The organism is Methylobacterium iners, from assembly GCF_022179305.1.
In the GTDB taxonomy this organism is placed as follows: Bacteria; Pseudomonadota; Alphaproteobacteria; order Rhizobiales; family Beijerinckiaceae; genus Methylobacterium; species Methylobacterium iners.
In genome coordinates, this window is the sequence record NZ_BPQP01000013.1 from 18,098 (window position 1) to 42,718 (window position 24,621).

Consider the following 24,621-nt stretch of genomic DNA (forward strand, 5'->3'; position numbering starts at 1 on the left):
CGTCATACCGGACGGAATAGAGGACGGGCTCGCCGGGGGGAAGCGTGGCGGTTGGGCTGCGGCGCCTCGTACGTGCCCTGGCGCACGAAGCTTCGCGCGTCTCAGGCGGCGATGACCGTCACCGGCTCGGCCGCGCGGACATCGGCATCGACATGGGCCGCGAAGCGCTTGAAGTTCTCCTGGAACATCGAGACGAGGCGGGTCGCCGTCTCGGCGAAGGCCGCCTTGTTGTTCCAGGTATCGACCGGCGAGAGCACGTGCTGCTCGACGCCGGGCACACTGGTCGGGACCGCGAAGCCGAAGAAGGGGTCCCGGCGGAACTGGCCCTTGCTGAGCGTGCCGTCGAGCGCGGCGGCGAGCAGCCGGCGCGTCACGCGGATCGGCATGCGCCGGCCGGTACCGACACCGCCGCCCGTCCAGCCGGTGTTGACGAGCCAGCAATCGGCCTCGTGATGGGCGATGAGGTCGCGCAGCAGGTTGCCGTAGACGCTCGGATGGCGCGGCATGAAGGGCGCGCCGAAGCAGGTCGAGAAGGTCGCCTCGGGCCCGGTCAGGCCGCGCTCGGTGCCCGCCACCTTCGCGGTGTAGCCCGAGAGGAAGTGGTACATCGCCTCGGCGCCGGTGAGCTTGGCGATCGGCGGCATCACGCCGAAGGCGTCGCAGGTGAGCATCACGATGTTCTTCGGATGCCCGGCCCGGCCCGTGGTGCTGGCGTTCGCGATGAAGTCGAGCGGGTAGGCGCAGCGGGTGTTCTCGGTCAGCGACGCGTCGTCGAAATCGGGAACCCGGGTCTCGGGATCGATGACGACGTTCTCCATGACCGTGCCGAAGCGCTCGGTGGTGGCGTAGATCTCGGGCTCCGCGTTGCGGGAGAGCCGGATGGTCTTGGCGTAGCAGCCGCCCTCGAAGTTGAAGATGCCGTCCTTGCTCCAGCCATGCTCGTCGTCGCCGAGCAGCATCCGCGAGGAATCGTTCGACAGCGTGGTCTTGCCGGTGCCCGACAGGCCGAAGAACAGCGCCGAGCCGCCCTCGGCGTCGAGGCCGACATTGGCCGAGCAATGCATCGGCATGACGCCGGCGCCGGGCAGCCTATAGTTCAGGTAGGTGAAGACGGATTTCTTCATCTCGCCGGCATAGGCCGTGCCGCCGATCAGGACGATCTTGCGCGAGAAATCCATCGCAATGACGGTCTTCGAGCGACAACCGTGACGGTGCGGCTGCGCCTCGAAGCTCGGCAGATCGATGATGGTGAGGTTCGGAACGTAGGCCGAGAGCGCTTCGTGGTCTGGCCGGATCAGCAGGTTGCGGATGAACAGGGAGTGCCAGGCGAACTCGGTGAAGACCCGAGCCTGGACCCGGTGCGCGGGATCGGCGCCGCCGTAGAGGTCCTGGGCGAAGAGCTCGCGTCCCTCGGCATGGCTCAGGAAGTCTTTGAGCAGGGTGTCGAACTGCTCGGGCGTGATAGCGCCGTTGTTCTCCCACCAGACCTCGTTCTCGGTGGACGCGTCGCGGACCACGAACTTGTCCTTGGGCGATCGACCGGTCTGGTTGCCGGTCGTCGCCACGAGGGCGCCGCCGCGGGCGAGCTTGGCCTCGCCGCGGGCGAGGGCCTCCTCATAGAGACGTGGCGTCTCAAGGTTCCAGTGGACGGCCTTGAGCTTGCGCAGCCCGATCGCCTCGGAGCCGTGGCCCGCGTTGAACTCGCCGATATTCGTCACGCTCGTCTCTCCTCGGGCCCCTGATCGCACCACGTCGCAAGATCGGGCGCCGCGAGGGCAGCCCGGATGACCTCGATGGTACGTCCGCGCGGTCGTTCAGGTCCGCCGCGCGCAGGTTCACCGCCCACCGAGGGTTGTCTGCATAGACGGCGAAGCTTCGCCGTCAACAGAACTTTGGCCTAAGATGCTAACGCTCAAGCCTGTTCGCAGGGTTCCGCTACCCGCGGCCGAATTCGCCCGTCCCAAGGCTGAACAGGACGCCGAAGCCGCGCAGAACCGAGAAAATTCGTGGGAAACCACCTATCTGTCGCTGATGTGCCCGCCGCGACCGACCGTGCCGCAAACGGTGCGCGGATCACCTCACGCCACGAGATGCCCTCACCATGCCGCAAGCCGTCGCCGGCCCAGAGATCGAGCGCCTGATCCAGCTCCTCGCCCGGATGCCGGGGCTGGGACCGCGCTCGGCGAGGCGGGCCGCGCTCCAGCTCATCAAGAAGCGGGACACGTTGCTCGGGCCGCTCGCCGAGGCGATGCGGATCGCGGCCGAGCGCATCGTCGTGTGCCGCGAATGCGGGAACGTCGACACCTCCGAGCCCTGCACCATCTGCCGCGATGCGAACCGCGACCCGAGCATGCTGGTCGTAGTCGAGGACGTCTCCGATCTCTGGGCGCTGGAGCGCTCGGGCGCCGTCACGGCGCGCTATCATGTGCTCGGCGGCGTGCTCTCGGCCCTCGACGGCGTGCGCCCCGAGCACCTGAACCTCGAGCGCCTTGGGGAGCGGGCCGGCGACCCCGCGGTGAAGGAGGTGATCCTGGCGCTGAACGCCACGGTCGACGGCCAGACGACGGCCCATTACGTCACCGAGTCACTGAACCATCTCGGCCTCAAGGTGACCCGGCTCGCCCATGGTGTGCCGGTCGGCGGCGAGCTCGACTACCTCGACGAGGGCACCCTCTCGGCCGCGATCCGGAGCCGGACGGCGTTCTGACCGTGACGGAGTGGATAGACGCGTCCGCCGTCCGCATCGTACCGGCCGATGGCGAGCGCGACCTCAATGTGGTTCGGAATCTGTGGCGGGGCTATGCCGACGCCCTTGGGGTCGACCTCGCCTTCCAGGGCTTCGAGGCCGAGCTCGCCGTACTGCCCGGCCGTTACGCGCCGCCCGCGGGTGCGCTTCTCCTGGCGCGCGACGCCGCCAGACGGGACCTCGGATGCGTCGCGCTTCGGCCGATCGCACCGCCCGGCTGTTGCGAGATGAAGCGTCTCTCCGTCTTGCCGGAGTGCCGCAATCGCGGCATCGGACGACGCCTCGTCGAGGCCGTGATTGATCAGGCCCAACGCATCGGCTACCGCGAGATGCGCCTCGACACCTTGCCCACGATGGAGGGCGCCATCGCGCTCTACGAGGCCGCAGGCTTCACACCGATCGCGCCGTATTACGACACGCCGATCGCGGGCACGATCTTCTACGGACGGCCCCTCACGCTCTGAGCCCCATTTGACCGGTCTTCGGCGCACCCTTATCTGCGACGGAAACCCCCGCCCTTAGCCGCGACGCCATGACCATTCGTCCCCTCGTGATCCTTCCGGACACGCGCCTGCGCCTGAAATCCGAGCCCGTCGGCCCGGTCACGGACGAGATCCGCCGGCTCGCCGCCGACATGCTCGAGACGATGTACGATGCGCCCGGGGTCGGCCTCGCCGCCATCCAGATCGGCGTCCCGAAGCGCGTCGTCACCATCGACACCTCGAAGGACGAGGATGCACGCCGGCCGCAAATCTTCCTCGACCCGGAGATCGTCTGGTCGTCGGAGGAGAAGCGGGTCTACGACGAGGGCTGCCTCTCCATCCCGGAGTATTACGGTGAGGTCGAACGGCCGGACCGGGTCCGCGTGCGGTTCCGCGACCTCGACGGGGCGACCCAGGAGATCGAGGCGGACGGACTTCTCGCCACCTGCATCCAGCACGAGATCGACCACCTGAACGGCGTCCTGTTCATCGATCACCTGTCCAAGCTGAAGCGCGATCGCGTCGTGAAGAAATTCGCCAAGGCGGCCAAGCGCGGCGAGGCCGCCTGAGCGTCGGGGCCGCGGCGCCTCCGGCCATGAGGCTCGTGCCGGCATGAGGGTCGTCTTCATGGGCACCCCGGATTTCGCGGTGCCGACGCTGGCTCGCCTGTGCGCGGACGGGCATGTCATCGCCGCCGTCTACACCCGTGCGCCGGCCAAGGCCGGCCGCGGCATGGGCTTGAGGCCCTCCCCAGTGCATGCCAGGGCCGAGAGCCTCGGGCTTCCCGTCCTGACGCCGGCGAGCCTGAAGGGTCCGGAGGCGACCGAGACCTTCAGGGCCCACGACGCAGACGTCGCGGTGGTCGTCGCCTACGGCCTGCTGCTGCCCCAGGCGATCCTCGACGCGCCCCGGCAGGGCTGCCTCAACCTGCACGGCTCGCTTCTGCCCCGCTGGCGCGGTGCCGCCCCGATCCAGCGGGCGGTGATGGAAGGCGACGCCGAGAGCGGGGTCGGCATCATGCGGATGGAGGCCGGGCTCGATACCGGTCCCGTCGCGATGGAGGCGCGGGTGCCGATTGCGCGCGGCATGACCGCGGGCGAGCTCCACGACGCCCTGATGCCGCTGGGCGCGGACCTGATGAGCCGCGCCCTCGCGGTGCTGGCCCGCCAAGGACTGAGCTTCACGCCGCAAACCGAGGAGGGCGTGCTCTACGCGCGCAAGATCGGGAACGACGAGGCGCGCATCGACTGGACGCAGCCCGCCGAGACCGTCGCGAACCGGATCAACGGACTCTCCCCCTTCCCGGGCGCCTTCTTCGAGGCCGATCTCGGCAAGGGACCTGAGCGGGTGAAGGTGCTGCGCGCGGGCCCCGCTGCCGGCGGCGGTGCGCCCGGCACCCTCCTCGATGCGGAAGGCGCGATTGCCTGCGGCAGCGGCGCCGTGCGGCTCGTCGAGATCCGCCGGGCGGGCAAGGGCGGAACGATCCGCGGAGACGAGTTCCTGCGCGGAGCGCGGCTGTCGCCCGGCGCCCGCCTGACCGCCTGATGCCCCGCTACAAGCTCGTCATCGAGTACGACGGCGCCCCCTTCTGCGGCTGGCAGCGCCAGGCCGAAGACCCGACCGTCCAGGGTGCCATCGAGGCGGCGGTGACGCGGTTCTCAGGCGAGGCGGCGCGCCTCACCTGCGCTGGGCGGACCGACGCGGGCGTGCACGCCATCCATCAGGTCGCTCATCTCGACCTGTCGCGGCCATGGCGAACGGACACGATCCGCGACGCGCTCAACGCGCATCTGCGGCCCGATCCGGTTGCGATCCTCAGCGCCGAGGCCGTCAGCCCGGACTTCGACGCGCGCCATTCCGCGATCCGCCGGCACTACCGCTACCGCATCCTCAACCGTCGCAGCCCCGCCGCCCTGACCCGCGCACAGGTCTGGCACGTGCCCTGGCACCTCGATGCCGACCTGATGCGGGCGGCCGCGCAGAAACTCCTCGGCCGGCACGACTTCACCGCCTTCCGGGCCGCCGAATGCCAAGCGAACAGCCCCGTGCGCACGCTGGAGCGGCTCGACGTGTCCCGCCCCGTCTGCGGGCCGTCCGATGAGATCCTGATCGAGACCGCGGCGCGCTCGTTCCTGCACCATCAGGTCCGCGCCATGGTCGGCACGCTGATGCTGGCCGGAAGCCGCCGTCTCAGTGCCGCCGACGTGGCCGACATCCTGCGCTCCCGCGACCGGAGCCGCTGCGGCCCGATGGCGCCGGCCCACGGCCTGACCTTCGTCGGCGTCGACTATGCTGCCGTCGAGCCGCCCCAGGCGTTAACCGTTTCTTAATCCGGCGATTGCCGCCAAAGCCAAGCCGTGAGACGTTCGTTAACGAGAGATTAACGGGACGGACGACGGTCATGCGGATCGCGGTTTCCAAGCGTCGGGTTGCGGTGATGAGCTTGGCCAAGGCCGTGGGCGCGATGCTGCTTGCCGGCCTTGCCTTGACGCCGGCCGCGCAGGCCCAGACCCTGGCCTCCCTGCCGACGGTGCCGAGCGCGATCGAGGCGGCCGGCGACGCCCGCCCGATCACCGCCTGGGTGGATTTCTGTCAGTCGTACCAGGCCGAATGCGCGGTCGACCGCCGCGAGCCGACGATGATCACCCTGAACGCGGCGAACTGGGGCGCGATCGTTTCCGCCAACCGCCGCGTCAACAAGAGCATCCGCGCGATCACGGACGTGGAGCATCTCCACGTCGCCGACCGCTGGGACCTCGCGGAGGACGGCTCGGGTGATTGCGAGGACTTCCAGCTCCTCAAGCGCAAGCTCCTCGTCGAGGCGGGCCTGCCGCGCCGGGCCATGCGGATGACCGTCGTCATCGACGAGAAGGGCGAGGGCCATGCCGTGCTCACCCTGATCACCGACCGCGGCGACCTCATCCTCGACAACAAGACCAACAACGTCCTGCCCTGGCGCCAGACCGGCTACACCTTCATCAAGCGCGAGAGCCAGAATGCCGTGGCCTGGGTCTCGCTCGGCCGGGCGACCTCGCCGGTCACGACCGCCAACCGCTGAACACGTCGGTCCCGAAACGGGAGTGCCCGAGATCGCGGCCTTAGGATTGCATTAAGCCTGCCGGGGCGAGGGTGCCGCACTTCGCGAGCATCCCGCATGACGAGCTGCCCCCGCCCACGAACCGCCCTCCTCCTCATCACCGTCGCTTGGCTGGCGCCCGTCGGGCCGGCACAGGCCGACGGCGAGGTCGCAGCCCTGCACTCCGCTTGGCGTGGGTGCCTTCACCGGACCTTCGGCCTGCAATCCGCCCTTACCGGCCGGGCTCTGGCGGCCGACACGGCCCTGCGCAGCTGCCGCGAGAGCGAAAGCGCCTATCTCACCGCGCTGGCCGCCTCGCCCCTGGTGGATGGGGACGACGTCGCCCGCGTCCGTCCCGCCCTGCTCCAGCGTGCGAGGGGCTGGTTGCTGGGCAGAGCCCCCTCCCCGACGCTCTAAGCGCAGCTACGGCGCGACGAACCAGAACCGCCGTCGCGAGAAGAGCATGTCGGCCTGTCCCACGGCGGCCTCGGCGGGCTTCGCCGAGGCCAAGCCGCAGGGCGGCTCCAGCCGGGGATGGGCGGCAGGCAGGATGATCGCGCCCGTCGGCGGCACCAGCCCCAGACGCATCTGCACCTCCGGATGCCGCGCAGCCGCGATCGTGGCGATGCCGGCAATCAGCGCCCCCGCGACCGTGCCGAGTAGAAAATTCATCATGCGCGCGGATTCTCGGAGTCGCCCTCGTTCAGGAGCGGCTATGCCTCTCTCAGATCGACGTAATCCGCAGGGAGGGCGGCATTGCGGCGGCCAGGGATGGCACGAAGTGTTAAGGCCGCTCTGCGACATCTTCGAGCCAATCGCCGCGCGAACGCGGATCGCAAGGGTCAGAGAGGGCACTCGTCATGATGCAAGCGGCTCACGCTTACGCGCGAACCTCGCAATCCGTGTTGACGCCGCGCGAGGCCGAGGCCGCCGTTCTGCTCAAGGCCGCCAACCGCTTGAACGCCGTCCGCAGCGACTGGCCGAACCAGGCGAACCTCCTCAACGAGGCCCTCAACTTCAATCAGCGGGTCTGGACCGTGATCTCCAGCGCCGCCTCTGAACCGTCGAATCCCATCCCGGATTCGCTGAAGCAGAACGTTGTCAGCCTTGCCGTGTACGTGTTCCGCACGACACTCGACGCGATGATCGAGCCGACGGTCCAGCGGCTCGACTCGTTGATCTCGATCAACCACCACCTCGCCGCCGGCCTCCAGGGCAATCCTGGGACCGCTCCCTGAGCTTTCGGCGGACGAACAGGCGCTGCGAGGTTGCGCCTAATGCATCGACCGGGAGCGTGAGCCTTCGACGATAGCGCGCGAGGCTCCGCCGCTTGACCGAGCTGAATGGGAATCGCCCAGGGCATCCCCGGATCGCAGCGAGGGTCGCGAGCCCAAGATCGAAGGCCAACGACAAGATCGGTGCTTGCTGCGGCGCAGCGGACATCGCACGACCAGCCGTAATCCGGCGTCGCGGTGGATCGATCTGCCCATCACTGCGCACACCACCGACTTGACCCCCGCAACGATCCCGAGCCGGTATGAGGCCTGAGCCTGCCCTCAGGCGCGCTTCTCTATGGCGGAGCCCGGCACGGCGGCTTGGTTGGCAGCCTGGCTCGCGGCCACCTCCCGGGCATAGGCGCGAGCCTTGATGACGACCTCGTCGGGAATCTGGATGACCACATCGCCGGTCTGCGGATCGACGACCTGATAAACGAGCGCGTTGCTCTCCGCCTCGCGCACGTAGCCGCGGGTCTCGGGACCGGACTCCCTGCCGCTCTCCTTGGCCGGCTCGCTCTCTCCACCGATGTCCAGTGAAACGGCCGGGCCGAGGGCCATGCTCTCGACGGGCCGAGCGGGCGAGACGGACCGGACAGGCGCCGAGACTTGGACGCCGGCCGGCGGGGTACTCGGCGCGAAGGCGGTGACGGGACCGATGCTCATGGCTCGGGTACTCCTGTCCTCAGGGATCGTAGACCGCAGAAAACACGGTCCACCATGAGTCAAACCTTAAGGCCGACGCCGGGACGCGAAGCCGGTTGAAGGGGGAGTCAACACGCGGTTAACAAGACGGCGAATAATCTTCCGATCTGCACGCGCCATCCGAGCCCGTCTTTACCCTTCGCGCACGAAGATGGTGGTCGCCAGCGGCGGGATCGTCAGCGCGACCGAGTAGGGCTGGCCATGGCTCGGCGTCGCTTCCGCCTGAACGCCGCCCATGTTGCCCATGTTGGAGCCGCCGTAGCGCTCCGCATCCGAGTTGATGGCCTCGCGATAGAACCCGGCCTCCGGCACGCCGATGCGGTAGCCCCCGCGCGGCACCGGCGTGAAGTTCGAGACGACGACCGCCACCTCGCCGGGCTCGCGACCCTTGCGCGCCCAGGCGATGACGCTGTTGTCCTGGTCGTCCGCCACGAGCCACTGGAAACCCGCGGCCTCGCTGTCCCGGGCGTGGAGCGCAGGCGTGGTGCAGTAGAGATGGTTGAGGTCCCGGACCAGGTCCTTGACGCCCCTGTGGAAGCCGTCGTCGAGCAGGTGCCAGTCGAGACTCTGGTTGTGGTTCCACTCGCGGTCCTGACCGAACTCGCCGCCCATGAAGAGCAGCTTCTTTCCCGGGTGTCCCCACATGAAGCCGAAATAGGCCCGCAGGTTCGCGAACTTCTGCCAGCGGTCGCCCGGCATCTTGGCGAGGAGCGAGCCCTTTCCGTGCACGACCTCGTCGTGGGAGAGCGGCAGGATGAAGTTCTCCGAGAAGGCGTAGAGCAGGCCGAAGGTGAGGTCGTGGTGGTGGTAGCGCCGGTGAATTGTCTCCTTCGAGACGAAGTTCAGGGTGTCGTGCATCCACCCCATGTTCCACTTGAAGCCGAAGCCGAGGCCGCCGGTGTAGGTCGGGTGGGAGACGCCGGGCCAGGAGGTCGATTCCTCCGCCACGGTGATGGTACCGGGCGCGTGGCTGTAGGTCGCCTCGTTGGTCTTCCTCAGGAAGTGGATGGCGTCGAGGTTCTCGTTGCCGCCGTACTGGTTGGGTATCCACTCGCCCTGCCGGCGCGAGTAGTCGAGGTAGAGCATCGAGGCGACAGCATCCACGCGCAGGCCGTCAAGGTGATAATGCTCCAGCCAGAACCGGGCGTTGGCAGCGAGGAAGGTCGCAACCTCCGAGCGGCCGAAATTGTAGATGTAGGTCCCCCAATCCTGGTGGAAGCCCTGGCGCGGATCGGCATGCTCGTAGAGATGCGTGCCGTCGAATTGGCCGAGGCCGTGGGCGTCGAGGGGGAAATGGCCCGGCACCCAGTCGAGCATCACGCCGATGCCCGCCTGGTGGGCCGCGTCGACGAAGGCGGCGAAATCATCGGGCGTTCCGAAGCGGCTCGTCGGCGCGAAGAGGGAGACGGGCTGGTAGCCCCATGAGCCGTCGAACGGAAACTCCGTGATCGGCAGCATCTCGATATGGGTGAAGCCCATCTCCTTGACGTAGGGAATGAGCCGCTCGCCCAGTTCCTTGTAGGTGAGGTAGCGGTTGCCCTCCTCTGCCACCCTCGCCCACGAACCGAGATGAACCTCGTAGATGGAGATCGGGGCGTGGCGCGGGTCCTTCTCGCCGCGCGTGCGCATCCATTCGGCATCGGTCCAGACCGGATCGTTCGTGCCCTGCAGGACGGAGGCGGTCTCGGGCGGCTTCTGCGCGGCGAACGCGACCGGATCGGCCTTGAGCGGCAGCAGCGATCCGTCGGGCCCGCGGATCTCGAACTTGTAGTGAGCGCCGGCCGTCAACCCCGGCACGAACAGCTCCCAGATTCCTCCGTCCTGCCAGAGGCGCATCGGGTGGCGCCGGCCGTCCCACTCGTTGAAGTCGCCGACGATGCTGACCTTGCGCGCATTCGGCGCCCAGACGGCGAAGCGGAACCCGGCGACCTCGTCGAGGGTCAGCGCCTGCGCGCCGAGCACGCGATAGGTGACGTTGCTGCCGACCTCGCGCAGGGCGTGGATGTCGCCCTGATGCAGCGAGGGCCCGAAGCCGTAGGGATCGTGGCGTCGCCGCTCGGTGCCGTCCCAAGTCTCGACGGCGATCTCGTAGAGCGGCCGACCCTTGCTCGATACGCGGGCGACGTAGAACCCCTCCGGATGCTTGCGCTCGAAGGGGATGCGCTCAGAACCGATCAGAAGTGCTGCGGATTTCGCCTCCGGCAGGACGGCGCGGACCTCCCAGGCCCCCGGCGCCACTTCATGGGGACCGAGCACCGAGAAGGGGTCGCCGTGGTTGGCGGCCATGATCGCGGCGACGGCGTCAGCGTGGACACTGCGAGCCGGCTGAGCCGTCGGGCTACCGGCGATCGGTGTCACGTCCGCGGCGCCGGAGATGCCCGGCTTGTCCTCGGTCTTGGTCGCGACCCGCTCGTCGATGCCCGTCATTCAAGCGCCTCTCTTGATTTCGTCCAGAATGTTGAGAACCCCGCGCGCGGGGATTTCGATCCAGTCCGGGCGGTTGTTGACCTCGTAATCGACCTCGTAGAGCGCCTTCGTGAGCAGGCTCAGCTGCAGCAGCCGCGTCAGCGTCTCGGAGTTCGAGACCGCGGCGCGGCTTGAGGCGATGGCCGCGGCGTAGCCGTCGAGGAAGGCTGCATCGATCATGCCGCGCCATTCCGTGGCGGCCCGGCGCGCCCGCTCCTCGGAATCCGCGAAGCGCGAGGCGATCTCGCGGGTCACCGTCTCCGCGCCGTAGGCGAAGGAGCGCAGCATGCCGGCGACGTCGCGCAGGGGCGTGGCCTTCTCGCGCCGTTCGTCGGCCGGCCGCGACGGCTCACCCTCGAAATCGACGATGACGAGGTCGCCCTCCGAGGCGAGGACTTGGCCCAGATGGTAGTCGCCGTGGATGCGCGTCTTGGTGGCGCCGAGCGGCGCGCGCGCCGTCAGCGCCTGGATCACCTCCTCGACCTCGCGGCGGCGGCCCGCAAGCTCGGTGCTCGCGGTGTTCGCTGCACGGCCGGCGAGGCCGTCGAGGCCGCGGAAGGCGCGTTCGGCCTGGTGACGGGTGTCGTCGCCGAGGGCATGCAGGTCGGCATGGGTGAAGGGCTCGGCGGCGAAAGCCGGATCGTCCGTCTCGATGGCGAAGGCGCTGTGCATCTCGGCGGTGCGCCGCGCCAGGAGCTCGGCCCAGCGCAGGTGAGAGGCGAAGGCCTCCTGCGCGCTCGGCGCCTCGCTCTCGGGAGCCAAAACCACCGTCTCGAAGTCGCGGCGCAGGCCCTCGAGCATCAGGGTCCAGGCGTCGCCCTGGTTCGGGACGAATTTCTGGAGCACCGCAAGGGCGGTGCGATGGCCGTTCTCGTCGACATGTTCGAGCACGCCGAGCAGCGCCGGGGTGTTGGCGAACTTCGCCTTCTCGGTGAGGAAGCGGCCGACCTCGATCTCCGGGTGAATGCCGGGTTGGAGCCGCCGCAGCAGCTTCAGCATCATCTTCGAGCCGATGGCGATCGAGGTGTTGCTCTGCTCCGCGCTCAGGCGACGGACCTCGCCGGCTTCCACGGTAATCTCGGGATCGAAGGCCGAGGTCGTTGAGAAGACGAGCCTGCCCGACTCGCTTGCCATCTCGCGGCCCTCGCGCATCGCCTCGATCACCGAGACGGCGAAGGCCGGTGCGGCGGCCGCGCCAAAGAGGAGGCCGGTGCGGGGGCCACGACGGACGCGCGCCACGGCGAAGGGCATCAGCGCCTCGTCCTCGCGGCCTTCGTCGACGGCGACGGGCACGAAGTAATCCTGGCGCTCGCCGTTGGCGAGGTGGACGGCGATGCGCGGCAGCAGGAACCGGGCCTCGCCGCCCGCATCCGCCAGCGGGACGCTGTCGATGACGTGCACCGACTTGATGCGCGAGCCCTTGGCGGCAAACCAACGCCGCGTGCTGATGAAGCGCGGCGCTACGGTGCGCTCGAAGGCGATGCGCTCGCGTCCAGCCATCAAGGTCTCGACGCCGCCGGTGAGGACGAGCGTGAAGAGCTCCGGCGTCTCGGGCTGCGGGCCGATCGTGCCGGCATGGGCAGCGCTGAGCGAGAACCAGTAGAAGCCGTAGGACGGCAGGGTCAGGAGGTAGGGCAGTTCGCCGATCGCGGGGAATTCCGAACCGCCGGTGAGCTCGATCGGCACGGCGCTGCGGAACTCGGACAGGTCGAGCTGCACGGCCTGGGGCGCGCGCGACAGGTTTGCGACGCAGAGCACACGCTCGCCTTCGAGCTCGCGGATCCAGGCGAGCACCTTGCGGTTCGTCGGGTAGAGGAACTGCAGGCTGCCGCGGCCTAGCGCCAGGCTGTTGTTGCGGATCGCGATCATGCGCCGCGTCCAGTTCAGCAGGCTCGTCTGCGAGTGGGTCTGCGCCTCGACGTTGATGGCGTCGAAGCCGTAAATCGGGTCCTGCACGGAGGGCAGGAAGAGCTTGGCCGGGTTCGCGCGCGAGAAGCCGCCGTTGCGGTCGGGGGACCATTGCATCGGCGTGCGCACGCCATCGCGGTCGCCGAGATAGATGTTGTCGCCCATCCCGATCTCGTCGCCGTAATAGAGCACTGGCGTGCCGGGCATCGACAGGACGAGCGACTTCATCAGCTCTATCTTGCGCCGGTCGTTCTCGAGCAAGGGCGCGAGGCGGCGGCGGATGCCGAGATTGATGCGGGCGCGCCGCTCGGCGGCGTAGAAGGACCAGAGGTAGTCGCGCTCCTCAGCCGTCACCATTTCGAGCGTCAGCTCGTCGTGGTTGCGCAGGAAGATCGCCCATTGGCAGCCCTCCGGAATCTCCGGGGTCTGGCGCATGATGTCGGTGATCGGGTGCCGATCCTCCCGGGCAATCGCCATGTACATGCGCGGCATCAGCGGGAAGTGGAACGCCATGTGGCACTCGTCCCCGTCGCCGAAATACTGCGCGGTCTCTTCGGGCCACTGGTTGGCCTCGGCGAGTAGCATGCGGTCGGGGTAGCTGGCGTCGAGGGCCGCGCGGATCGCCTTGATGACGACGTGCGTCTCGGGAAGGTTCTCGCAGTTCGTGCCGTCGCGCTCGATCAGGTAGGGGATCGCATCGAGGCGCAGACCGTCCACGCCCATGTCGAGCCAGTAGCGCATGACCTCGATCACGGCCTCGAGCACGGCCGGGTTGTCGAAGTTCAGATCGGGCTGGTGCGAGTAGAACCGGTGCCAGAAGTACTGCTTGGCGACCGGGTCCCAGGTCCAGTTCGAGACCTCGGTGTCGAGGAAGATGATCCGCGTGTCGGAATAGGGCGTGTCGGTGTCCGACCAGACGTAGAAGTTGCGCTCGGGCGATCCCGCCGGCGCCTCGCGGGCCCGCTGGAACCAGGGATGCTGGTCCGAGGTGTGGTTGATGACCAGCTCGGTGATGACGCGCAGGCCGCGCTCATGCGCAGCGTCGACGAAGCGCCGGAACTCCTCCATCGTCCCATAGGACGGATTGACCTCCCGGTAGTCCCCGATGTCGTAGCCATCGTCCCGCAGCGGCGAGGGATAGAACGGCATCAGCCAGATCGCCGTGACCCCGAGGTCGCGGACGTAGTCGAGCTTCTGCGTCAGGCCCTCGAAATCACCGATCCCGTCATTGTTCGAGTCGAAGAACGACTTGACGTGGATCTGGTAGATGATGGCGTCACGGTACCACTGCGGATCGCTGCGATCGATCATCGCGTCGTTGCCTCATGCATCCAGGGTCGAGAACGGCGATTGCCTTCCCGCACGCAACGTCCGCGGAACGGACGCGAGCACGGGCTTCGTCGGGGGTTTGGCACCCACTTCTCGGCGACAACGCGGCGGCCCGGGCGAACCGTCGCTATTTTTGCTGACACGCGGTGGCCTACGGCGCAACCCGGCGAGGCACTCGCAACCGCCAGATAACGGCCGAGCGCTCGGTCGGGTCCAGCGCGATCCGATGCGACTTGCCGCGCAATTCGAACTTGTAGCCCTGCAGCAGGTCCTCGACCTCAACCGCGCCGTCGTCGGGCTGGCCGAGGAGCCAGAGGGGCACCTCGTAGGTGCATTCCTGACGGTTCTTGGGGTCGAGGTTCACGAGCACGAAGACGCAGTTGTCGCGTTCCGGCGTGATCTTGGCGTAGGCAATGATCTGGTCGTTGTAGGCGCCCGTGAAGACGACGTTCCGAAAATCCCACAGAGCTGGGTTCTCGCGGCGGATGCGGTTAAGCTTGATGACGTGCTCGCGGATGTTGCCGGGCCGGTCGTAGTCCCAGGCCTTCAGCTCGTACTTCTCGGAGTTGAGGTACTCCTCCTTGCCCGGGTACGGCGCCGCCTCGCACAGCTCGAAGCCGTTGTAGATGCCGTAGACCGAGGAGAGCGTCGCGGCGAGCGTCGCCCGCACCACGAAGCCGGCGCGTCCGCTGGTCTGCAGGTAGACCGGATTGATGTCCGGCGTGTTCGCGAAGAAGTTGGGACGGTAGTACTCGCCCATCTCGCCGGCGAGCTCGGTCGAGTACTCGATCAGCTCCTGCTTCGTATTGCGCCAGGTGAAGTAAGTGTAGCTCTGCTGATAGCCGGCCTTGGCGAGCTTCTTCATCATCTTCGGCCGGGTAAAGGCCTCCGCCAGGAAGATCACGTCGGGGTAGCGCTCGTTGACCTCGCGGATCATCCATTCCCAGAAGGGAATCGGCTTGGTGTGCGGGTTGTCGACCCGGAAGATGCGCGCGCCGCGCTCGGCCCAGCCCATGACGATGTCGCGCAGCTCGATCCAGAGGGAGGGCAGCGCACCGCCGTAGAAATGGACGTTCGAGATGTCCTCGTACTTCTTCGGCGGGTTCTCGGCGAAGCGCAGGGTGCCGTCGGGCCGCCACTCGAACCATTCGGGGTGGTTCTTGATCCAGGGATGATCGGGCGAGCACTGGATCGCGAAGTCGAGCGCGATCTCCATGCCGTAGGCGTGGGCGGCGGCGACCAGCCGTTGGAAATCCCCGAGCGTGCCGAGCTCGGGGTGCACGGCCTCGTGGCCGCCCTCCTCCGAGCCCACCGCGTAGACAGAGCCGACGTCGCCGGGCTGGGCCTTCAGGGTGTTGTTCTTGCCCTTGCGGTTGGTCTTCCCGATCGGGTGGATCGGGGTGAAGTAGAGGACGTCGAAGCCGAGTTCCCGGATCTCCGGCAGGCGGCGGATGACGTCGTCGAAGGTGCCGTGCCGGTTCGGGTCGCCGGACTGGGAGCGCGGGAAGATCTCGTACCAGGCCGAGAACCGGGCGGCGAGGCGATCGGCGATCACCGGAACCAAGACGGGATAGCGCGACAGGTTCACACGCTCGGAATGACGGCGGATGAGGGCAGTCGCCTCGGGGGCAAGGATCAGGTCGAGCTGCGCGGCGGAGCCCGTCTCCTCGGCGGAGAGCGCGGAGACCAGGGCCATCAGCCGCTCCCGGTCGCGGCCCTCCGCGAAATCGGCGGCGTTGATGACGAAGGTGACGCCCTCGATCGTCTCCAGGCGCACGTCGACCCCGGCGTCGCGCTTCTTGAGCGTGTCGCGCATCCACGAGGAGAAGGCGTCGCGCCAGGCCTCGACCGTGAACTCGTAGCGGGCGTTGCGCTCCAGCGGGAAGTGCCCGCCCCAGCGATCGTTATCGATGAAGACCATTGGGTCGCGGCGCCACTCGGCCTCGCCAGCGACACGGGACAGGATCGCCGCGTTGATGATCTCGTGCCCGTCGCTGAAGATGTCGGCGGTGACGTGGACGCTCTCGCCGACGATGCGCTTCACCGCCGAGCGGCCGCCGTCGATCTCCGGCTGCACGGCCTCGATCACCACGCGGCCCTCGCCGTCCGGAACGCTCGGTCGCGGGCGCGCCAGGGCCTCGGCCCGCTCGGCGGCGAGGATGCGGACCTCGCCGGGCGCGAGCGTCACCGCCTCCCCGGCACGGAACAGGACCGGCTCGGCCTCGGGCGTCCGGTCGGTGAAGTGTCCGAGTTGGCCGCCGGAGCGTGCGATCAGCGGGCCGGGATCGACGGGAACCGGGGCGTCGGTCGGATTGTGGAGGACGAGCACGGCGTGACGGGCCGAGGCGGCATGGCCCGTATCATAGCGCAAGAGCGCCACGAAGGCCGCGTCGGGCGCCGAGATGCGCGCCTGGGCGCCCTCGACATTGGCAGCGGGCAGCTCGGCCCGCAGCGCGTTGATCGCTGCGATGTAGGCGGAGATGTCGAGCCCGCTCTCCCCCTCGCGGCTCGCCGGCGTGGTCTCGACCACGTGGAGGGCGCGCCGGTAGCCCCATTCGTAGCCGATCGGCATGAGCACGCCGGCCGAGAAGAAGGCCGCGAGGGCGTAGCGGCCCTGCAGGCGCCGCCCGACCGCCACCTTGTCCCCCGTCATGCCGGCCGCGAGCCGGGGCATGTCGTGGTTCTCGGGAAAGGCGATTGAGGGCGCGATGACGCGCAGGCGCTCGTATTGCTCGAGCGCCCAGGGCGCCTTCAAGTCCCACCAGGCGAAGGAGTTGAACAGGTAGTCGAAGCCGGCGCCGGCGGTGGCCTGCGCCTCCTCGAAGGTGCAGCCCAGCGTCTCGGCCGCGAACAGGCAGTCGCGCTCCAGGGCCTTGGCCGCGCCGATCAGGGCACGCCAGACCTCGGCTGGCACCTTGTAGGCGGCGTCGCAGCGGAAGCCGCGCACGCCGAGGTCTTGGAGGCGATTGATGTAGGCGGCCCAGAGCTTCGTGAGCTCGGATCGCGCCGGCTCCGCGTGGTAGTCGAGCTCGGCGAGGTCGCCCCAAACCGTGCGGATCGAGGGATCGTCCGGGTCGACCGCCGCGGGGCTCTCGATGTTGCCTTCCGCGTCGCGGACGAAGAGATCCGGGCGCTCCTGCGCCAGCGGACCGTCCTTGGCGGTGTGGTTGACGACGAGATCGGTCATCACCGAGAGCCCATGGGCATCGGCCGCGGCGCAGAACCGGCGGATCTGCTCGTCGTCCGGCGTGCCGTCCTGGTCGCGGAAGCGCTCGTCGAGCCGGTCGATGTCGGCGACGGCGTAAAGGCTGCGCGAGCCGCCCGTCTGGTGGAACGGGTTCAGGTAGACCCAATCGAACCCCATCGCGGCGATGCGCGGCAACTCGGCGGTCCAGGCCGAGACCGGACCAACGAGGAGGGGGAAGAGATTGTAGATCCGGGGTCCCTCGGCGCGCGGCGCCAGGGTCGCCGGCAGCGGCACGAGGCCGGACTCGGCCCGCTGCGCGGCGGTCGGTGCGGGGTTCGGTGCGTTCATGCCTGCCTCGTCGGTACCCGTTCGACCGGATCAGTTTCGTTCCCGCGTCTCCGCACCCGTTTGGGGGGAAACACCGTTCAGCATGCCGGAGGCCGGAGGCCTCACCCCGTCCGCCGCAGAACCGCGTAGGGCAGACGCGCGAACAGAGCCCCGAGATCGAGCCGCCCAGCCTCGGCGTCAACGCTCGTTCCCGTCACGATATCCGTCCAGAGGCTTCCCTCGGGCGCGGAAAGAACCGTGCCGGCAAAGCTCTCGCCGGGCCAAGCCGTTTCGCGGATCAACCCGGAGACAAGCCGGGGCACCGCGACGAGAAGGTCGCCCTCCCCTGCTGTGGAGTTCGAACGCGTGAACGCCAGGACATGGCTGGCCCGTTCACCATCGGCGGCAAGCGCGCTGTAATCCGCGTCCGCGTAGAAGGCCGGGTGCGCGGCACGATCCGAGAGCAGGCGCGCCAGCGTCGCCTGCTTGATCCGTCCGTCCGCCCAGCTCTGCAGCAGCTCGCCGGGCGGCAGGCCCTCCTCCAGGGCTCCCGCCAGCGCCGTATAATCGACGGGCCGACGATTGTCCGGGTCGACGAAGGAGAAGTCCCAGAACTCGGTACCCTGATAGGTGTCGGGCAGGCCGGGCAGCGTGCATTTGAGGACCGTCCGACCAAGTCCCGCGATCATGCCGAGATGAGCGAGGCGCCGGGCGATGGGCCGCATCAGGTCAAGAAACTTGGAGCCGGGCGCGATCAGCCCCGCGAAGAGGGCCTTGGCCGCGGCCTCGTAGCCCTCGTCGACATTGACCCAGCTCGACCGGCGCTTGCCCTCCCGCAGCGCCTTCTCGGAATAGGTGTCGAGCCGCTGGCGGAAATCGGTGATCGCCGCCTCGTCGTCCCGATCGAGCAGTTCCAGCGGCCAGGCGCCGAGGATGGCCTGAAGGAACATCCACTGGTCGCGCGCGTCCGGCTCGGGGCCGTCGTCGCCCTGCTTGAGTCGGCTGCGGGCCGCCTGGCCGAGGATGGTCCAGGCCTCGGCCCAGACTTCCGGAAGTTCGGAGAGGGCGAGCAGGCGCGAGCGGGCGTCCTCGCCGCGCTTGGTGTCGTGCGTCGCCGTCGTGATCATGGCGTTCGGCCAGTCGCGGGCACGGGCCGCCTGCAGCCCGTGGAAATGCTCCGCATCGATCCCGTACTCGCTGGGATCGCCGCCGACTTCGTTCAGCGCCAGCAGCACCGAGAAGCGATAGAACAGGGTGTCTTCCAGGCTCTTGGCCATCACCGGGCCGGTGAGCTGCTGGAACCGACGGCGGAAGCGCAGAATGACGGCAGGCTCCGGCCTGCCCGGTCCGACGGTATCGATGCGGCCGACCAGGGCATCGGCGGCGAAATCGTGGACCGAGCGGTCCGGCAGCGAGCTCCAGCGCTTGGCCTTGGCGACGGCACCTTCGATCAGGTGAATGTCCTCGTCCTCGACGTCGCTCTCGTCCAGGTCTCCCGGCAGGTAGGAGCGGTAGGTCGGGAACCGGGCGATGATCTCGATCAGCGCCCGGCGGATCGCGTTGACCGAGAAGTCGCGGGTGCGGCGGTCGGCATCGGCGATCTGCTTGAGATCGGCCGTCATCACTTCGAGCTCGCTGGCGAAGCTGATCTCGATGATTTCGGCCTTGGCGGCGCGGAGTTGGAAGCCGTAGGGCTCGTCGTCGCCGGTCGCCCAACGGTAGAAGCGCGTGACGCGGCCGTGACGCTCCCGATCCACCAGGATGCCGTCGAGCTGGTTGAGGACGTCGTAGCCGGTGGTGCCTGCCACCGGCCAGTCCCGCAGCCGCTCGCCCGGTTCGAGGATCTTCTCCACGACCACGTAGAAGCCGGGCCCCACCGCCGCCTGGAGCGCGCGGGCATAGCCCAGCGGATCGGCGAGACCGTCGATGTGATCGATGCGAAGACCGTCGATCCGCCCCTCGCGGACGTGTCGGAACACGGTCTCGTGCGACTTCTGGAAGATATCGGACTTCTCGACGCGCAGCCCCGCGAGCGAATTCACGTCGAAGAAGCGGCGGTAGTTGATGTCGCTCGCCGCCACGCGCCAATGGGCCAACCGATAGGATTGCAGTTCGAGCATCCGGTGCAGCGCGCCGAAGCTGTCGGGAAAGCCTTTGACCCCGTTGAGCAGCCGGAGCGTGCGCGCGATCGCCTCGGCGATCTGCGGCGAGGCCGCGACCGCCTCGACCAAGCGCTGCTTCAGCTCCTCGGCCTCCCCAGGGAAGGCGAGACGCCGCTCGCGGTTCGTCTCCTCGCCCATCAGGCGCAGGCGCTCGGAGACGCTGAGGATCTCAAGACCTGCCGCGTCGTCGATTTCACCGAGCGCCGCCAGCGCGCGGTTCAGGATCGCCGGATATTGCAGGGGGCAGATCGGGAATTCGTGCTCGTAGTGCCAGACGCTGAAGGCCCCACGGGCGGCATCGAACTTGAGCTGGAGGGTTCCGTTCTCCAGCGCCTCGCCGTAGCGGTCGCCGAGGAAGGGCACGACGAGGTTGTTGTTAGCGCCAAGTCTGGACCAGTCGATGTCGAAGGCGTGCGCGTAGGGCGACAGGCCGCCCCATTCGAGCACCGACAGCCACCAGGGATTGTCGGCGCCGCCGACGCCCATGTGGTTCGGGACGATGTCGAGGAGGAGCTTCAGGCCGTGGTCCCGAAGCGTCTCGGAGAAGCGGATGAAGCCTTCTTCCCCGCCGAGCTCCGGATTGATCGTCGAATGGTCGACGATGTCGTAGCCGTGGGTGGATCCCGGCCGCGCCTTCTGGATCGGTGAGGCATAGACGTGGCTGATGCCGAGCTTCGCCAGATAAGGAACGATCGCCTCCGCGTCGGCGAAGGTGAAGCCGGCATGGAATTGCAGGCGGTAGGTCGCCCGCGGCGGCGGCGAAGCGAGGCGCGCCGCGCCGGAGCGCGGTCCCCGCTCCTCGGCCGAGAGCGAGGCCGCGAGCTTGGCGAGCGGCCCGCCCGGCGCGGCGATCGCGTCGAGATTGCGATCGAGCTTGCGCCGCCAGTTCGGGTACCCCTCGGTCGAACCCGGCACGTTGGCCTGGCTGAGCTCGGAGACCACGTCCTCGTACTGCACCGCTGTCAGCATCGAGGGCGCCCGTGCGAGGTAGCGGGCGGCCGCCTCGAAGGGTGCGGCCTCAGGTGGGTCGTAGCTCGGCAGGAGCTGCTCGCCCGCGAGCGCCCCGGCAAGGCGAGCACGCTCGGTGACGCGTTCCTGGCGCTCGCCTTCCGCCCGGTCGGAGTCGTAGAGCCCGAGGGCCTGGCGCGTGTCGGTGTCGACGCCTCGCCACCAGCCGACGAAGGTCGGCAGGTCGTGGGTCGTGATGGCGGTCAGCGCTTCGCGCGGATAGGCGCCCGGCGCCTTGAAGCGGCCGTCCTGCTCCCGCTCGAAAGCGAGGATGCGATAGCTGAGAACTCCCGCCTGCATCAGCGCGTCCGAGAAGCCCTCCGGGGCCGTCCCGAGATCTTCCGCGATGACCAGACATTTCTGGCGGTGGCTCTCCAGCCGCAGGACCGCGAGCATGGCCTCGAACGGCATCGCCACGTAGGCGCCGTCCCGAGCCGAGCCCGTGACCGGGATCAGGAAGAGCCGCGCGAGCTGGAAGGCGTGGTCGATCCGGATTGCGCCGGCATGGCGCATGTTCGCCCGGACGAGGGCCCGGAAGGCGGCGAGACCGTCGCGCTCCATCTCCAGCGGGTCGAAGGCGGGTAGGCCCCAATCTTGGCCCTTGGGCGCCAGGAGATCAGGCGGCGCACCGATCGAGACGCCGGCTACGAAGCGCTCGGGATGCGACCACACCTCGGAGCCGCCGCGATCGGCGCCCACCGCGAGGTCGCGGTAGAGGCCGAGCCGCATGCCCGCGTCGAGCGCGGTCTGCGAGGCTTCGCCAAGCTGCCGGTCGGCGAGGTACTGCAGCCAGACGTGATAGCGGACCGCCTCCGCGTGCTCTTGCGCGAAGCGGCGCACGGCCTCCGTGTCGGCGCGGCGCATCTCCTCGGGCCAATCGCCCAGCCAGTGCGCGCCCTGCGCCTGGAAGTGGGCGCTGATGGCCTCGAAGACGCCGTGCGCCTCGAGGTCGGGACCGCCTTGAGCGCGAAAGGCCTCGAAAGCGGGGTCTGCGCCGGCGCGGGCGCGGGAATCCTCCCAGAGCGCCCGCAGCACCGGCGAGAGCACCCCCCAGATGCCGGCATGATCGACGAGAGAGGCGTCGCGAAGGGCAGCGACCTGCGGCTCCATCGCCTTCAGCAGCTCGGCCGCCCGCGATCCGGCAAAGCCCGGAAGGGCGCTCGGTTCGATGAACAGCGTCTCAAGGAAGAGCCGCGACGAGGGTGAGTAGGGCGAAATCTTGGTGCGGTCGGTCTCGAATAGGGCGTGCACCGGGCTCAAGCCCAGGAACGAGGCCCCGCGCAAGCCCGCGTCGCGGGCGGCGCGGCCCGCATCGGCGTAGGAGCCGATCCCGAGGTTTTCGTGCGAGCGCAGGCCGTAGAGCTGGGCGGCGAGGCCCCAGTCACGGGCGCCCTCGTCGGCATAGGCGCGGGGTCGCCAGCAGCGCTGGGGCGCGGAGATGACCCAGGCTTGCGCCCTGCGGTCGCCCAAGGTCGCCGTGAGCCGATGATAGCCGGGCGTCAGCGGCGGGAGCTCGAAAGCCGCCCCGTCCTCAGCCGTGATCGGCGCACGACCCTCACGGGCTTGCCCCCGCTCGTCCACCAGCCGCCACGCCACCGTGCCCGCAGCCCCACCGATCCGCAGCGGCACACGGAAGGCGCGCCGCGCCTCCACCGGAAGGAGCGCCGGGACGAGGCCGCAGCGAACCGCTTCGACCTCCGCAAGGCTCGCCGCGACCTCGGCCTCGTTGCCGACGGCGAAGCCGAGCGCGGCGAGCATGCCGCGCCGCGTCTCAAGGGAGGTCTCGACGGATTGCCCGAAGGCGTCGGTATAGCCGGAGGCGACGCCGACGAGGTCGGCCAGGCGTTCCAGGTCGCCGCGGTCGAGGTCGCTCATCGGGCAGCCCCCGTCAGGAACACGCCGGTCCAAGAGGGCAGCTCGATGGTCTGCCCGGCAGCGGCGCTCGCCCAAATTACCTGGAGCCCGTCGGCCGAGGCCGCGAAATCGGCTTCGCCGAGATTGGCGACGAAGCGCAGGGTGCCGCCCGCGTAGCGCCACGTGCAATCGACCACGTCGGGACGGGGCAGGACGGCTTTTGCGCCGAGATAGCGGGTCTTGGTCAGAGGGACGACGGACTGATGCCGGATCTGCAGGAGGTTGCGGGTGTCGGCCCAGACCTCGCGGTGGGGAGAGCGGTCGATCTCAGCCCAGTCGATCTTCGAGGTCAGGAAGGTCCGCTCCTCGGTCGGGTCGGGGATGATCGAGGTGTCGTCGGCGAAGGCGGCGAAGCTCTTGAACTCGCGACGGCGCCCCTCGCGAACCGCCTTGTTCAGCTCCTCGTCCGGCGCGAAGTCGACGAAGAACAGGAAGGGGCTCGAGGCTGACCATTCCTCGCCCATCCAGAGCATGGGGATCTGGGGGCTGAGAAGGAGCCCGGCTCGGGCGAGCGCCAGCTTGCCGGGATCGCTGAGCGCGCTCAGGCGCTCGCCCAAGGCGCGATTGCCGACCTGGTCGTGGTTTTGGAGGAAGGTGACGAAGGCCGAGGGTGGCAGATGGCCCGAGAGCTCGCCGCGGGGATGGTTGCCGAGCGTCGAGAAGGGCTCGCCCTGGTAGGCGAAGCCCTCGGCCAGGCAGCGTGCCAGGTGCACGACGGGCTTGTCGGCGAAGCTCGCGTAGTAACCCGCATCCTCGCCCGTCAGCAGGACGTGCCAGCAATGGTGGAGGTCGTCCGCCCATTGTGCATCGTGCTGGAGCGCCCGGCCGTCCTCGCCCCGCTCCAGCCAACGCGCCTGGTTCGCCTCGTTCTCCAGGACGAGATGGATGTGCCGGCCCGGCAGCCGCGCGCGAAGGGTCTCGCCGAGCTCCCCGATGAAGTGCCGCTCGGAATCGTCGAGGATGGCGTGGACGGCGTCAAAACGCAGTCCGTCGAAATGGTACTCCTCCAGCCAATAGAGCGCGTTCTCGATGAAGAAGTCGCGCACCACCCGGCCGCTCGCCTCACCGTCGAAATTGATGCCCGCGCCCCAGGGCGTTTGGTGCCGCTCGGTGAAGAAGGTCTTGGCGTAGGCGTGGAGATAGTTTCCCGCCGGTCCGAAGTGATTGTAGACGACGTCGAGGAAGACCATCAGCCCGAGGGCGTGCGCCCGGTCGATCAGGCGCTTCAGGTCGTCCGGCCGGCCGTAGGCGCTGTCGGGCGCATAGGGCAGTACGCCATCGTAGCCCCAGTTCCGCGTGCCCTTGAAATCGGCGAGCGGCAGAAGCTCGATGGCGGTGATGCCGAGGTCACGCAGCTCCTCCAGCTTGTCGGCGAGCGCGGCGTAGGTGCCCTCCGCTGTCGCGGTCCCGACGTGCAGTTCGTAAACGACCGCCTCCTCCCAGGGTCGCCCGGTCCACTCCGTATCCGTCCAGGCGAAGGCGCGGCCGTCGATCACCTCGCTCAAGCCCCCGACATCGTCGGGCTGAAAGCGGGAGGCGGGATCGGGCACGACGAGGTCGCCATCGATGCGATAGCCGTAGCGAGCGCCCCCCGTGACACCCGCAACCGTTGCGTGCCGCCAGCCTCCCTCCCCCTGGCTAAGGGGATGATCGGCGCCATCGAGCTGCAGGATCACATCCCGGGCCGTCGGCGCCCAGAGCGCGAAGTGCACGCCGTCGTCGGTCACCTGTGCGCCGAAGGCCATCGTGTGGGCACGCCGCATCGGGCCACCATCCTGTTGTCGTGCGCATCGGTCGACATCCGACGGTGCGTCGTCGTGAGAAGACCAGCCGGAAGTCTCTGGTTCCCGCAGACGAGCTATGGCGTGCACGCGAGGCGGCAACCGCAAAGGCGCCGGATTTGTGCGCTGCGGCGCGAATGATCGTGCCACGTCGGCAAGACGCGCCGTTCGGCACGGTCCGGCACGAACCGGGGAGTGCAGCGATCACTTGCCTCAGCCCCCGGGGGCTGGGTCGCTGCATGCGGCGGACTTGCGG

At 68.6% G+C, this 24,621-nt stretch carries 16 protein-coding genes; 8 read left to right on the top strand and 8 right to left on the bottom strand.

What is annotated here, in order from left to right:
• Nucleotides 1-101 precede the first annotated feature (101 nt).
• A complete protein-coding gene (locus MFF55_RS04325; RefSeq protein WP_238242856.1) occupies nucleotides 102-1,718 on the bottom strand; it encodes a phosphoenolpyruvate carboxykinase in 1,617 nt (538 codons plus the stop codon).
• A gap of 383 nt (nucleotides 1,719-2,101) precedes the next feature.
• On the opposite strand from MFF55_RS04325, the gene recR reads away from it, so the two are divergent.
• The 7 genes from recR (at nucleotide 2,102) to MFF55_RS04360 (ending at nucleotide 6,721) form a co-directional block, all read left to right on the top strand.
• Nucleotides 2,102-2,707 carry a recombination mediator RecR gene (gene recR / locus MFF55_RS04330; RefSeq protein WP_238242857.1) on the top strand — a complete coding sequence of 202 codons (606 nt, stop codon included), beginning with the start codon at nucleotides 2,102-2,104 and terminating at the stop codon, nucleotides 2,705-2,707.
• 2 nt (nucleotides 2,708-2,709) lie between these two features.
• Nucleotides 2,710-3,210: a GNAT family N-acetyltransferase gene (locus MFF55_RS04335; RefSeq protein WP_238242858.1), complete on the top strand. Its 501-nt coding sequence runs from the start codon at nucleotides 2,710-2,712 to the stop codon at nucleotides 3,208-3,210.
• A gap of 68 nt (nucleotides 3,211-3,278) precedes the next feature.
• Nucleotides 3,279-3,797, top strand: coding sequence for a peptide deformylase (locus MFF55_RS04340; RefSeq protein ID WP_238242859.1), 519 nt, complete (start codon nucleotides 3,279-3,281; stop codon nucleotides 3,795-3,797).
• Nucleotides 3,798-3,840: 43 nt separating this feature from the next.
• Nucleotides 3,841-4,773: a methionyl-tRNA formyltransferase gene (gene fmt, locus MFF55_RS04345; RefSeq protein ID WP_238242860.1), complete on the top strand. Its 933-nt coding sequence runs from the start codon at nucleotides 3,841-3,843 to the stop codon at nucleotides 4,771-4,773.
• Nucleotides 4,773-5,558 (top strand): tRNA pseudouridine(38-40) synthase TruA, encoded by a 786-nt coding sequence (gene truA, locus MFF55_RS04350; RefSeq protein ID WP_238242861.1) that lies wholly within the window; start codon nucleotides 4,773-4,775, stop codon nucleotides 5,556-5,558. The genes fmt and truA overlap by 1 nt, the downstream gene beginning before the upstream one ends.
• Nucleotides 5,559-5,629: 71 nt before the next feature.
• Nucleotides 5,630-6,286 (top strand): transglutaminase-like cysteine peptidase, encoded by a 657-nt coding sequence (locus tag MFF55_RS04355; protein WP_238242862.1) that lies wholly within the window; start codon nucleotides 5,630-5,632, stop codon nucleotides 6,284-6,286.
• A 96-nt stretch (nucleotides 6,287-6,382) separates the two neighbouring features.
• The gene (locus tag MFF55_RS04360; RefSeq protein ID WP_238242863.1) at nucleotides 6,383-6,721 is read left to right on the top strand and encodes a hypothetical protein; all 339 of its coding nucleotides are present in this window, start codon (nucleotides 6,383-6,385) and stop codon (nucleotides 6,719-6,721) included.
• Nucleotides 6,722-6,727: 6 nt separating this feature from the next.
• Here MFF55_RS04360 and MFF55_RS04365 read toward each other — a convergent pair whose 3' ends face one another.
• On the bottom strand, nucleotides 6,728-6,979 hold the full coding sequence (locus MFF55_RS04365) for a hypothetical protein (RefSeq protein WP_238242864.1): 252 nt from the start codon (nucleotides 6,977-6,979) through the stop codon (nucleotides 6,728-6,730).
• 185 nt (nucleotides 6,980-7,164) lie between these two features.
• Between MFF55_RS04365 and flaF the strand changes: the two genes are divergently transcribed.
• Nucleotides 7,165-7,542, top strand: a complete 378-nt coding sequence (flaF, locus tag MFF55_RS04370) for a flagellar biosynthesis regulator FlaF (RefSeq protein WP_238242865.1) — start codon at nucleotides 7,165-7,167, stop codon at nucleotides 7,540-7,542.
• A gap of 318 nt (nucleotides 7,543-7,860) precedes the next feature.
• Here flaF and MFF55_RS04375 read toward each other — a convergent pair whose 3' ends face one another.
• From MFF55_RS04375 to treZ, 6 genes are all read right to left on the bottom strand, one after another.
• Nucleotides 7,861-8,244 carry a FlaG family protein gene (locus MFF55_RS04375; RefSeq protein WP_238242866.1) on the bottom strand — a complete coding sequence of 128 codons (384 nt, stop codon included), beginning with the start codon at nucleotides 8,242-8,244 and terminating at the stop codon, nucleotides 7,861-7,863.
• A gap of 171 nt (nucleotides 8,245-8,415) precedes the next feature.
• A complete protein-coding gene (gene glgB / locus MFF55_RS04380) occupies nucleotides 8,416-10,710 on the bottom strand; it encodes a 1,4-alpha-glucan branching protein GlgB (RefSeq protein WP_238242867.1) in 2,295 nt (764 codons plus the stop codon).
• Nucleotides 10,711-13,968 (bottom strand): maltose alpha-D-glucosyltransferase, encoded by a 3,258-nt coding sequence (gene treS, locus MFF55_RS04385; RefSeq protein ID WP_238242868.1) that lies wholly within the window; start codon nucleotides 13,966-13,968, stop codon nucleotides 10,711-10,713.
• A 169-nt stretch (nucleotides 13,969-14,137) separates the two neighbouring features.
• Nucleotides 14,138-17,521, bottom strand: a complete 3,384-nt coding sequence (locus tag MFF55_RS04390) for a maltotransferase domain-containing protein (protein WP_238242869.1) — start codon at nucleotides 17,519-17,521, stop codon at nucleotides 14,138-14,140.
• A gap of 101 nt (nucleotides 17,522-17,622) precedes the next feature.
• Nucleotides 17,623-22,545 (bottom strand): malto-oligosyltrehalose synthase, encoded by a 4,923-nt coding sequence (locus MFF55_RS04395; RefSeq protein ID WP_238242870.1) that lies wholly within the window; start codon nucleotides 22,543-22,545, stop codon nucleotides 17,623-17,625.
• On the bottom strand, nucleotides 22,542-24,347 hold the full coding sequence (gene treZ, locus MFF55_RS04400; protein ID WP_238242871.1) for a malto-oligosyltrehalose trehalohydrolase: 1,806 nt from the start codon (nucleotides 24,345-24,347) through the stop codon (nucleotides 22,542-22,544). The genes MFF55_RS04395 and treZ overlap by 4 nt, the downstream gene beginning before the upstream one ends.
• Between the last annotated feature and the right edge of the window lie 274 nt (nucleotides 24,348-24,621).